At 40.9% G+C, this 12,853-nt stretch carries 11 protein-coding genes; all 11 read right to left on the minus strand.

Translation table 11 applies throughout. From position 1 onward, the window contains the following. Nucleotides 1–485: 485 nt before the first annotated feature. On the minus strand, nt 486–1,280 hold the full coding sequence (locus A4245_RS11475; protein WP_067728003.1) for an ABC transporter ATP-binding protein: 795 nt from the start codon (nt 1,278–1,280) through the stop codon (nt 486–488). Then, on the minus strand, nt 1,273–2,265 hold the full coding sequence (locus tag A4245_RS11480) for an ABC transporter permease (RefSeq protein WP_067728005.1): 993 nt from the start codon (nt 2,263–2,265) through the stop codon (nt 1,273–1,275). Before A4245_RS11480 ends, A4245_RS11475 begins: the two co-directional genes overlap by 8 nt. Nucleotides 2,266–2,450: 185 nt before the next feature. Then, nucleotides 2,451–3,434: an ABC transporter substrate-binding protein gene (locus tag A4245_RS11485; protein ID WP_067728007.1), complete on the minus strand. Its 984-nt coding sequence runs from the start codon at nt 3,432–3,434 to the stop codon at nt 2,451–2,453. Nucleotides 3,435–3,632: 198 nt separating this feature from the next. Beyond that, nucleotides 3,633–4,478, minus strand: a complete 846-nt coding sequence (locus A4245_RS11490) for an MBL fold metallo-hydrolase (RefSeq protein ID WP_067728009.1) — start codon at nt 4,476–4,478, stop codon at nt 3,633–3,635. Between the two features lie 203 nt (nt 4,479–4,681). Further along, the gene (locus A4245_RS11495) at nt 4,682–5,317 is read right to left on the minus strand and encodes a DUF421 domain-containing protein (RefSeq protein WP_067728011.1); all 636 of its coding nucleotides are present in this window, start codon (nt 5,315–5,317) and stop codon (nt 4,682–4,684) included. A 120-nt stretch (nt 5,318–5,437) separates the two neighbouring features. After that, nucleotides 5,438–7,333, minus strand: coding sequence for an asparagine synthase (glutamine-hydrolyzing) (gene asnB, locus A4245_RS11500; protein WP_067728013.1), 1,896 nt, complete (start codon nt 7,331–7,333; stop codon nt 5,438–5,440). A 20-nt stretch (nt 7,334–7,353) separates the two neighbouring features. Continuing rightward, nucleotides 7,354–8,139 (minus strand): hypothetical protein, encoded by a 786-nt coding sequence (locus A4245_RS11505; RefSeq protein WP_067728015.1) that lies wholly within the window; start codon nt 8,137–8,139, stop codon nt 7,354–7,356. Continuing rightward, nucleotides 8,129–8,665, minus strand: a complete 537-nt coding sequence (locus A4245_RS11510) for an RNA polymerase sigma factor (protein ID WP_067728017.1) — start codon at nt 8,663–8,665, stop codon at nt 8,129–8,131. Before A4245_RS11510 ends, A4245_RS11505 begins: the two co-directional genes overlap by 11 nt. A gap of 121 nt (nt 8,666–8,786) precedes the next feature. Continuing rightward, nucleotides 8,787–9,308, minus strand: a complete 522-nt coding sequence (locus A4245_RS11515; protein ID WP_067728019.1) for a hypothetical protein — start codon at nt 9,306–9,308, stop codon at nt 8,787–8,789. A gap of 13 nt (nt 9,309–9,321) precedes the next feature. Beyond that, on the minus strand, nt 9,322–10,494 hold the full coding sequence (locus A4245_RS11520) for a ParM/StbA family protein (RefSeq protein ID WP_067728024.1): 1,173 nt from the start codon (nt 10,492–10,494) through the stop codon (nt 9,322–9,324). Between the two features lie 306 nt (nt 10,495–10,800). Next, on the minus strand, nt 10,801–12,849 hold the full coding sequence (locus tag A4245_RS11525; protein WP_067728026.1) for a catalase: 2,049 nt from the start codon (nt 12,847–12,849) through the stop codon (nt 10,801–10,803). Nucleotides 12,850–12,853: the final 4 nt, after the last annotated feature.

Here is a 12,853-nt window from a genome sequence, read left to right on the forward strand (position 1 = left end):
AGCTGGTTAAGTTTGCTGCTACTAAACTGCATCCGTAATAAAAATATAATTATACAGCTTCACCAGTCCGGGTGAGCGGCGGGCGGTGACTCCTGCGGGAAAAGCACGTGTCCGAAGACCAGAAGAGTGGTTTTCTCTTCGGGGCTGAGGCCGTGCCCGCGGAAAGCATCCGCCCAGAGCGATCCCGGACGGCAGCAGATGCACATATCTCCTGAAAAAAACCTGAGTTACGTCACAGTTCACATAAACTACAACGAATACAAAGCAACAAACACTACGAAAAAAACACTCTAAAAAAGCAGCCACATTTTCACCAAAGTCGGCAAGGGGATTATATAAGACATTCTAATGCTTAGCCCTATTAAATATCTGAACTTATTTAATTGGTATGAAATTGCATCATAGATTAATAGGTTTCCCTAAAACAGACCACCATTTATTTTATAGTGGATGATCTGGGAAAATACCTCTCCAGTATTTAAATTCTAACCAAGCACAACGCGATCATCTTCAAACTGCTCGCCGCGTATCCGCTGGAACTCCTGCAGAAGGCGCTCGACCGTCAGCTCTTTTTTAGCTTCACCATTTGCCTCAAAAATGATTTGACCTTTATCCATCATAATCAATCTATTGCCAAGGTCCAGTGCCTGCTGCATATTGTGGGTCACCATCAATGTTGTCAGACCAGATTCCCGCACAACTTTTTCGGTAAGTGACGTAATCAGTTCAGCCCGTGATGGGTCCAACGCAGCGGTATGCTCATCGAGAAGAAGAATATTTGGTTCGGTAAATGTTGCCATCATTAGGGAAAGCGCCTGTCTTTCTCCACCGGAAAGCAAACCGACTTTGGCAGATAAACGGTCTTCCAAACCGAGATTAAGTGTTCCTAAGTGTTCACGGAAGATATCCTTCCTTTTTTTTGTAACACCAATCTTTAATTTTCGTTTCTTATCACGTGAATATGCCATAGCGAGATTTTCTTCTATTGTCATCGATGGTGCCGTTCCTGCCATCGGATCCTGGAAAACACGGCCGATGAATGCAGACCGTTTGTATTCAGGCAAATGTACAACTTGTTTTCCATCAATAAGCACATCTCCAACATCTGGCAGGATATTACCGGAAATCACGTTCATCAGGGTCGATTTTCCCGCTCCGTTACTGCCGATGACTGTTACGAAATCCCCTCGTTCCATTTCCAGGTCAATCCCGTTCAATGCCTTTTTCTCATCAAGGGTACCTTCGTTAAACGTTACAGAAATATTAGCGATCTTAAGCATGATGATTACCTCCTGACTGAGCACTGAGCTGCTGGCGTTTTTGCAGTCTTCGTTTCTTCTCTTTTCTTGCCTGCAGAATTCTCGGGCCAACTAAAGCGAAAATAACAATAACCGCAGTGATCATTTTCATATCACCCGTTTCCAGAAAGTCGACACGCAGTGCAAGTGTGACAATGATTCGGTAGATAATTGCCCCTCCTATAACCGCTAAGGTGGCTCTTGCAATCGTCTTCGTACCGAACAATGCTTCACCGATAATTACAGACGCAAGGCCGACTACAATCATACCAATACCCATGTTTACATCGGCAAACCCTCCAAGCTGACCTATCAATGCACCCGAAAGTGCCACAAGACCATTTGATAGACCAACTCCAGCAATGGTTAAATTATCTGTATTCGCAGAAAGGCTGCGAATCATTTTTTTATTATCCCCAATTGCTCTCAGTGCGAGGCCGACTTCTGTTTTTAAATAATAGTCTGTAGCCAGTTTAATCAGAAGTGTCACAATGAGCATGATGAGCACAATTCCCCACGTTTTGGGAAATCGGTCCAACCCAAACATCGAAAGCATTCCGTTCAGTACTTGATCAATTCCAGTCAAGGACCAAATCGAGTTAAGCTGATCAAACACGGTTGTTTCATGTAGCATAGAAACTGTCGGGGACCCCAATATTCGAAGATTGATCGAATAAAGAGCTGTCATCATTAAAATCCCTGAAAGCAGGGCATTTACTTTTCCTTTTGTATGCAATAGTCCAGTGATACATCCTGCCGCAAATCCAGCAAGCAATGCCAATAGTGTAGCAAAAACTGGCGGAACACCATTTACAATGGAGAGGGAGGCAACTGCCGCCCCCGTTACAAAGCTTCCATCGACTGTCAAATCAGGAAAATCCAATACACGGAAGGTTAAGTAAACGCCTAAAGCCATAATGGCATAGATTACTCCTGACTCTACAGCACCGAACATTGATATAAACATAATTCTTTTCCTCCCGCTACGTCTTTGTTATGTGTGCAAAGCGATTAACTTGATCAGAAAACTTGGCAACTGCCTATAGGCTTTGGACGAATGCCTTAGTTGCACTTATGCTAGCAGGAAAGTTTACGCTTTCTTACCTGCTAAATGAAAGGAGCCAGATGAATACCTGGCTCCAGTAAAATCTATTACTCTACGAATTGTGCCATTTCGTCCCATTCTGTATTCCATTCAATTCCTTGTTCTTCTGCAGCTTGCTTGTTAATGAACAATTGAATTTCAGGCGGATATTCTGCAGGGATATCGCTTGGAGATTTTTCCCCAGTCAGGATTTCTGCTGCCATCTCTCCTGTACGGTATCCGATGGTATGGTAATCAATGCCAAATGTAGCAAATCCCCCACCAGCGAGTGAATCAGGCTCACCTACGATCAGTGGAATGTCCTGATCATTTGCAACTCCAATGACACTATCCAAAGCAGATACCACTGTATTGTCTGTGATAATGTAAAAAACATCTGCATCTCCAACTAGTGTGGTTGCTGCTTGTTGCACTTCAGCTGCGTTGGCAACCGTACGTTCAACAACTTCGAGACCCTTGTCTTCCGCTGCTGCTTTTACCGCTTCCACTTGATTGACGGAGTTCTGTTCACCTGCATTGTATACCATTCCAATTGATGCGCCTTCAAAGTAATTGCCAATGAATTCAACTGTTGCGTCAATTTGTTCCGGATGTAAATCAACTACCCCTGTAATATTTTCCCCAGCTTCATCCATGGATGGAACTAGCCCTACATCGACAGCATCTGTAACAGATGTGAAAACAATCGGAATATCACTTGTAGCCTGCAGTGCACCAAGCGCACTTGGTGTTGAATTGGCAAAAATTAAATCGACATCATCTGCAACAAAGCCATCTGAAATCGGTTTTACATTGTTCTGGTCATTTTGTGCACTTTGAAAATCGTACTCCACTTCAAGTCCGGCATCTGCCAAAGCATCCTTAAATCCCTCGTAGGCCGCATCAAGTGAAGGATGTTCCACTATTTGTGTAGCGCCAACTTTATATGTATTCTCACCTTCCGAAGATGATCCCTCGGTATCATTATCAGCTCCGCAAGCAGCTAAGCTAATGACTGCAATAATCATTCCCAGCATTAATATTTTTTTCATATTATTCTCCCCCTACCGACGATTGTCGTTTTCCAAATATTTAAACGTGATTATATCATACTATTTATTCATTTGCGATAACTTTTTCTTCGTCTGGAAAAGGATATTTTACCCATAATTTTGAGTAAGCGCTATCATATATTGCTATATATAGAATTAAAGAAGAGATGGCCCATTACAAGAGCCATCTCCAACATGTTAATTGTTCTCTTTATTCTGTTCTACATATTTTCCATGATCTGGTACAGCAATTTCTTTAAAGTTAGTTGTCAGTCTTTGGAGACCTTCAGATAAATCTTCTCCGCTCATAGGCCTTCCATGTCCGGTTATTGCAGTCGTTGGATTCAACCCTGCAAGTTTTGCAACAGAACATTCAGAAGCCTCCCAGTCCGGTGTAAAGTAACGAGGTGGCCCATTAACTTCTTCCGTTTGCATCATTACCTTCCATAACTCATCCTGCTTCACGGTGATAAATGCATCTCCAGCTATAAGGAGCTTATCCGTTTTGCGTAAGAGGGATACATGACCAGGAGTGTGTCCAGGTGTATGAAGCCATTCCCAATCAGGCAAACCGGGCACCGTCCCATCTTCAGGGAATGCCGAAATGTTACCTTTCAAATTGATTGGCTCCTCCGGGAAAAACTCTGAAATTTTTGCAACCATGCCACCTTCAACACTCGGGTCCGGATCTGGATAGCTTTTTTCTCCGGTTAAAAATGGAAGCTCCAATGGATGGGCAAAAACAGGAATATTCCATTTTTCAACAAGCTCTTCAGCAGCACCGACGTGATCGAAATGACCATGTGTCAGAATCAGTGCTTTCGGCTTTGCATTTTCTCCGTATAATTTTTCCGCCTGATCGATTATTCTTTTGGCCGACTTAGGCATTCCTGCGTCAACTAGCACCCAGTTATCTGCATTTCCTACAAAGCAGAGATTCACAATCTGATTTGTAAAACAATGCACGTCCTCAGCCACTTGATGAAGGTTCCCGCTTTCAACTGAAGTCATTGGCATGTACTTATCAAGATTTTCATTTGCCATTCAGTAATTCCCTCCTATTCTATTTGTTATATTAATATTTTCCCCTGTATAACAGTAATTAATCTAATCCAAAAGTCCTGGGTGTTAGATATTATTTATAATATTCTTTAATTTCATAGCGGAATATTTGCTATACTTAATTTACCAGAAGTGGATGTGAAAGCATTATTCAGTCGTTAATGAAGGATAAAAATAACCTGCCATTACTTTAAATGATCTGGCGGGTTATTTTTATGCCTGTTCCGCTTCACTTCACTGAATATGTTTTCCTGTTCATTGGCAGGAAGCGATTCACTATCCAGTTTACGCAAGGCCTCGCCAAGGCGGGCTTGATCTGCCCGTAACGCTGCAATCAGTTCACTAATTTCCTGAAACTCTTTTTTTGTTACCGGCTGTACTTCTTGTTTTAACAAATAACCTATCTGACCGTTTGGCTCCAGTGTAGCCCATTCTAGATCACTGATTCGGGAAATACCTTGCTGTCTGAGATTCATTTCCAGCTGATCGACAGTCAGTCTTCTTTTCTTCAGATTATTGACCTGAAGTGTCCCATTTTCAACTAATACTTCTGATTTCCCTGTCAGTATACTTTCAAAAAAATCGCCCTTTATTTGAATGTATTCCATTAAGATTAACGTTAAAATCAGAATAAGCCCCACAGCGATCGTCATCCATACGCTTTTACCTGCCAACGGTTGTATTAATAATGAACCGATACCAATCATAATTACCGTTTGAGACAGAGTCATTTGTGATATGGACTTTCTCCCTGCCAGTCTAAGAAGAAATGTCCCAGCCAGTACAATCAGGATTGCCTTCCATATCCAGTCAAATTCCATTGTAATCCCCCTTTGAAGCATATTATTACTGATTAGTTTTACAATAAAGGGATTTTTTATTCTCACACTGGCTTTCGACTTACATAGGTGCACCCTGGCAAACCAGATTGCACTTTTAATTTATGAGGTTTTCAACTGTTCCTCTGAATTTTTTTCACCAAATACATACACCTTTTCCACGTATATTTGATGCCACAGCATGAACATGAGAACTGTCCATATTTTCCTTGAATGGTCTCTTTTCCCCGCTTTATTGTTTTCAAGCAAGTCAAGTACGACAGATTTTTGCAAAATATGATCTGTTTCACTGGCAATAATCAGGTCCTTAGCCCATGTATAAAGGCTTCCTCTCAGCCAATGCTTGATCGGAACGGGAAATCCAAGTTTTTTCCGATTCAGAACCTGCTCTGGTACAAAACCATGTGCAGCCTTTCGAAGTATCGATTTGGTTGTGCCATCTGCAATTTTATATTCGACGGGAATCCTGCTTGCGAGATCATACACCTCCATATCAAGGAAAGGCACCCGCAGTTCAAGGGAATTGGCCATTGTCATTTTATCGGCTTTTAATAAAATATCTCCAGTCAGCCATGTATGCATGTCAATATACTGCATCTGTTCGACAGGATGATTATTTTTGACTTGCTGATACATTGCCGCGGTAAGTGATTGATACGTATAGGCATGGCTGTAATTTTTCAATAGATTCATTTTTTGGTTCTCCTCAAACATCTTTGCATTTCCAATATACCTTTCACTCAATGGGGTAGTGCCTCTCTCGAGAAAGCTTTTTCCTTTCATCCCTTCAGGTAAACCAGCTGCAAATCGATTGATCGCCTTAAGCAGCCATGTTGGCATTTTGTTAAAACATCTCAAATGCTGCGGTTCACGATAAATATTATATCCCCCAAATAACTCATCAGCACCTTCTCCGGACAGTACTACCTTTACATGCTTCCTCGCCTCTTTCGCAACGAAGTAGAGTGGAACACATGATGGGTCGGCCAATGGATCGTCCATATGCCACATGATTTCGGGAAGGCTCCCCACGAACTCCTCCGGGGTGATAATCTTTGATATATTTTCCACGTTAAGTTCGTCAGCACTTTTTTTGGCTATATCAATTTCGGAGTAGCCATGTTCTTCAAATCCTACAGAGAATGTTTTAATATTGGGTTGGAATTGCTTTGCCATGGACACGATTAATGTGGAATCAATCCCCCCGGAGAGAAACGATCCTACAGGTACGTCACTTTGCAGATGCAGTTTTACCGATTCAAGCATCACTTCTCTGACCCGTTTAATGATCTGACTTTCACTGCCAAATACAGCATTGAATTTCGCATGAAAATATGGCAGGGGTTTGACCGGTTCTCCCCATTCTTTCACAAAGTAATGTCCTGCAGGCAATTTTCTTACTGTTTCTGTCATCGTTAGTGGCTCTGGTACATATTGAAACGACATGTAATGCTGAACAGCTGCCAAATTGACAGATTCCATATGGCTTAAGCAGGAAATGCTTTTCTTTTCCGAGGCAAAAATCATTTCATGTTCACTTTCCATATAATAAAATGGTTTGATTCCAAAAGGATCGCGCACTCCGTACAGTTTTCTTTCCTTTACATCCCAGATAACGATGGAAAACATACCTCTTAGAACGGAAAAAGCATGTATGCCTTTAGCTAAAAACAGATTGGCTGCCACTTCGGTATCTGAATTCGTATGGAATGTATAACCTTCTTCCACCAATTGTTCTCTAAGTTTTACGTAATTATAAATCTCACCATTAAACACCATTTTGTAGCGGCCTCCACCGAAATGAAATGGCTGATGTCCCCCATCGATATCTATGATGCTTAACCTCCGGAAGGCGAACGATAAGTGTGGATCTTGATAGAAACCCATGTCATCCGGTCCTCGATGCTTTATTAAATCATTCGCTTCCCCAATGGCCTTTACATGTTCCTCATTAAATTTAGCATCTTCATTCAGCAATACTCCTATAAATCCACACATAGTGTCACCTTCCATTTTAATTAGTTAACTACTTGAAAGCTTTCCAGCATATAATGAAACCTCGCTCCATGTCCTTCTTCCGCCTCGACAAAATATACTAGTTTGATAATGAATACGCTCCCATCATCCTCGTCCGTCACATAATATCGATGGATGGGCGTATCCCACTGGTAGCCAAATTTCCCAAACTCGTTTGTGTATTCTAGTCCCATTGCCTGGACCATCTCAGCCTCAATTGGCTCTGTAGTACGCTCCTCCATGTATAATTCCATTTCTTCATCGTTTTCAATTCGTTCGATAATATTTGCAATCGCTTCTTCCGTTGTTGTATTCTCTACATGGGTTATTTCCATATACACCTCTGGATACTCGTCACCAAACGGTTCGATTGTCTCGATACGATCAGCCGTTTCTCCTTCCACCATTTTGTACCGATCTTGGTCAATATAGATGACATAGCGCAGTTCTTCGTTTGTTTCCAATTGGACATTCGTATCTTCCTTTTGGCCCTCCAAGTCGATTTCTTCTTCTTTTTCTCCAATAAATATGTCCTTTAAATTTTGGATCATTGCCTGCCCTGTATCTGTCATTGCTCCAAAAAGCAGAAACGCAATGATAGCTGCACTCAATCCGGCAATAGCAAGTCCCCTTCCTTGATTCTTTCTCTTATACGCTCTTTTATTGTATGTCAGTGCGTCCAGTTCATTGCTTATCTTATTCCACGTTTCTTGCTTTCGTTCGACGGCAGCCTCTGTCTGTTTGTTTAATAGTTGTTTTATTTGTTTATCTAAATTATCATTCCTCATCTGCAACACCCCCTATAAATGCCTTTAGCTGTTGTCTTGCTTTATATAATCTTGATTTTACGGTGTTCACATTCAGGTCAAGCACATGGGAAATGTCTTTCTCTGAGAAGCCATTTAAATATTTCAATACAACGACAGTGCGATGATGATCATTTAGCTGCTCCATAGCTGCCTCACGCACTTCATAATTTTTCTCTTCTTCCATCTGGTTACGTAGATGATCAAGTAATTGCTCACTTTCAACACTTATCCCTTCTTTGGATCTTTTCTTCATATATCTTCTGCTTTCATTCATTAATATCTGGTAAAACCAAGGCCGAAATGGCTTCGTAATATCATAGGAATCAATGTTTTTATAAACCTTGATAAATGTTTCCTGCACAATATCCGATGCATCGCTGCTATTCCTCGTAATAGCATAGGCTGTTCGCAATGAATAGTCGGCATAGATTTCGTACAGCTTCTTAAAGGCCTGCTGATTCCCCTTTTTTATCTTCCTAATAAGTTTTCTTTCCGGATCAGCCAACAGTATTACCCCCTTCGCAAAACGCTCTATACTATATATACCTTTTCCATACTCGAAAAGTTTTCAATTAAAATAAAAAAGTACCGAATAAGAAATTCATCCTATCCGGTACTTACTATGTTTATTTATTCATACTGGAGAAGAAATCGCCTAAAGGATCTTCATCTTCCTCCTCTTCAACTGTTTCCTCTTCATGCAGATTCAGTCCATCCAGACTGAAATCATCCAGGTCCATGTCCTGTTTTGGTGGTTTTTCCTTCAACGTATTTGTTTCTTCCTGAAGGTAAAGTGCTTCATTAATATTGCTTGTATTACTGTTCAGAGCAGCAAGCAGGGTAGTCGCACGCATCGGGTCATTTAGCAAGTGATACAATATACTTCCAATAAGCGCCTCTGAATGCTCGTGCTTCAGCCAGCTCCGTTGTTCCTTCGTCAACTGCTTAGGCAGCGGAATCGTAACGGTTTCCTTTTCCTTTACGAAGGTTTCATTGACCCCTTTGAGAACAAAACCAGCAATCTTGCTTGAAAAATTTCTTCGTTCGGTTTCCTTCAGATTCTGCAATTGTTTTAATAGATAATCAGGTGTATCGGAGGGAACACGAAATGTTATTGATTGTCCCCTCTCTATACTATTTTTCGACATGATCTCACCCTATTTATTTTGCCTTTGAAGTCGCTTTTTCTTCTGTCTTCGTACTACTGCCAGCCTTTTGAATAAAATCAGTAATCAATTTATAGTAGGCGTTAGCCATCATCCAAATACTTTCATTTTCATCCTCAAAGAATTCAATATTGTAACCATCAAGCTTATTGTTGAGGGCTTTAATATAATCTTTAAGTACTGCCGATCCGCCGCCGACGAAATAACAGATTTCAGATTGTGAGTTTTTTGCCCATACATTTCTTAAAAAGCGATACTCTTTTTTGGCAAGTTCCAATAAAATATGGTCTGTAATATCGTGTACATTCGTTCTGCTGCCTTTTACCATGATATGATGACGATCATTCTTTCTAGTAATGATATCCACTACATCCCGACGGCTGTCCAATTCCACACCATGCTTCGAACGAATTTCCTCCCTGATAGCTTCCAGGGACTCAGACACACCAAGATTGAAGCCTTGCGCTTTATCATCATCGACATTGCGGTTTCTGATGACTGCAATATCTGTTGATAAACCTCCGATATCCTGGATTAAAATCTGTTTATCAATCAGTTCCTTGTTAATCACTTTTAGATCGTTATCCATTATTAAGTTCACATATGCTGCAAACCCTTCCGGATAAACTTTCACTTCATCAAACTTAATGTTCACCTTTTTCCCTTGGTGTTTTGGTGTAACAAGAAATTCCACCTGATGCACAGAACCAAGCAGTTGGGAACGGTATCCTACATCCTTACCTTCTTTCACTTCTCTTAATGGAAGTCCCGTTCCTAATGTATAGGTAGCATCTATAACGCCATTTTTCTCTTTGAAATCCTCTGTACTGACAGCATCCAATGCCAATGAAGCGAAAAGCATGATTAACGTCTGATCTTCTTCAGACTTGCTGCTTCCCGGATCGAGCTCCTGAGAATTGGTAGTTTTCGTTGCCAGATTACCAACACGATAAATAACGTTGTTTTCATCCAAAGCAGGGGAGTGTACCCTAATATGGATATTTTCCAGTACTTCCTTTTTATCCAACTCCTCGATTCCAATAACAGGGCGATCTTCTAAATCCGGTGCAATAACATTAGGGATATAGAGTTCATTTTCCAATTTACCAAAATTACCTTTTAACGCATCATTACCGACATCAACTGCAGCGACTCTCGATTTTACCATTTATACTACCCCTCTCATATTTTCCTATACAAATAGAATAATTGTTTTCTATGGATTATACAATGAGTCTAATTATGTATTCTTTTATGTTTACATGTATACATTTTGTATTCATTGTTACAACGGTATGTGTACGCATTTGATTACATGTTTACATATTTGAAAACAATATTTCTTTCTAAGTATACAAGTATACACTTTTGTAATCAACTATTGTATATATCAAATTGTATCTGCCCCCTACCCTGTTGTCAGAAACCCCAAAAAAATAAGGGCAGCACAGACTGCCCTTATTCTTGTAACTTATTAAATTACATCTCTTGCCCAGTGTCTATGAACAGAGATTGATCCTACAAAATCATGCAGGAATTTTTCCGCACTTTCACCTGAGACGACACCAATACTATTTAGCATATTATTTTCCTGAAGAATCCGAATACCTTCATGCGTAGCACCGATTGGTTTGTAATGGCTGAATGCCTCTTTCACAAAGGAAGAAGCATTCTCAAAAAATGTCAAATTAGAAACTTCTCCACCAACGACATAGACTGCATCAAACAACACCGAATCAGCAGTAATAAATGTATGTTTTGCTTCGAGTTGTACTTCCTCTGTACCTGTGATCATTCCTAATCGCTCAGCAACGATTTCCGGTTGAAGTCCTTTCTCCTGTAAATCATTTACTATAGAATGTACTTCCTTCCCACTGTAGCCATCTGTTAATAAAACAGCTACTTTTCTAGTATCAGGTGTTTTCCTCGTATTTTCCTGACTCAATGCTGGAGAGGCTTTAGTAATGCTGGACCCACCGTGTTCAGGCGGTTTAATCCCTAAATTGACGGCAACCTGCTGAGCCATCTCCAGGTTTACATTAGCGAACATATCCACTACTTGTTCCTTGATTCTGTTTTCTTTACACTTACCAAGCTCAAAGCTGAATGCTTCAATAATATGCTCCTTTTCGGAAACGCTCATACTATTCCAAAACAGGACTGCCTGTGAAAAATGATCCCGAAAACTATCGCTTCTCGCCTGTACTTTACGTCCTTCCACCTTCTCTTCATAGTGAACATAACCACCTTCATCAGCAGTAGAGGTTTCTGGTGTGTTTTGAGCCAAGGAATTGTTATGGTAGCTTACAGGACCTTTATTGATTGTCTGTCTGCCGTAACCGTCTCGTTGATTATTGTGGAATGGGCAAACCGGACGATTAATTGGCAGTTCATGGAAGTTCGGACCGCCAAGACGGATAAGCTGTGTATCGGTATAGGAGAATAACCGGCCTTGCAGAAGCGGATCATTGGTAAAATCAATCCCTGGGACGACATGTCCCGGATGAAATGCTACCTGTTCGGTCTCTGCAAAATAATTATCAACATTACGGTTTAATGTCATCTTTCCGATAATTTGTACTGGAACATCCTCTTCTGGCCAAATTTTAGTAGAATCTAATATATCAAAGTCGAACTTGAACTCATCAGATTCGTCAATAATCTGGACTCCCAATTCAAATTCCGGGAAATCGCCATTTTCAATAGCCTCATATAAGTCTGTACGGTGAAAATCTGGATCTTTACCACTTATTTTCTGTGCTTCATCCCATACAAGCGAGTGGATTCCAAGCTTCGGTTTCCAATGAAACTTAACAAAATGCCCTTTTCCTTCAGCATTTACCAGACGGAAGGTATGTACACCAAACCCTTCCATCATACGGAAGCTTCTTGGGATTGTTCTGTCGGATAAGTGCCACATGATCATATGTGCTGTCTCCTGGTTATTTGCCACGAAATCCCAGAACGTATCGTGAGCTGTCGCAGCCTGAGGGATTTCATTATGTGGTTCAGGTTTAACCGCATGAATGAGATCCGGAAACTTAATGGCATCCTGAATGAAAAATACAGGAATATTATTGCCAACCAAATCGTAGTTGCCCTCTTCTGTATAAAATTTTGTAGCAAATCCTCTGACATCACGAACAGTCTCGGCTGACCCACGTGAACCAGCTACAGTGGAAAACCGAACAAACACGGGAGTTTTCGATCCTGGTATTTGCAGGAATTTAGCTTTCGTATATTTTTCCATCGACTCATACAGTTCGAATTCTCCATGTGCAGCATATCCCCTGGCATGGACGACTCGTTCAGGAATCCGTTCATGGTCAAAATGGGTCATCTTTTCACGAAAATGAAAGTCTTCCATTAATGTCGGACCACGAACCCCCGCTTTAAGGGAAAACTCGTCTTCAGAGACCTTTAAGCCTTGATTGGTAGTCATTTTCTTTCCCCTGTCATCGGTACGAAACTGCTCAAGCTGCTCATGCTTACTGTTACCATCAACTTTTCGATCATCACTCATTATT

The sequence above is a fragment of the Oceanobacillus damuensis genome (assembly GCF_001618145.1).
GTDB lineage: Bacteria > Bacillota > Bacilli > Bacillales > Amphibacillaceae > Oceanobacillus > Oceanobacillus damuensis.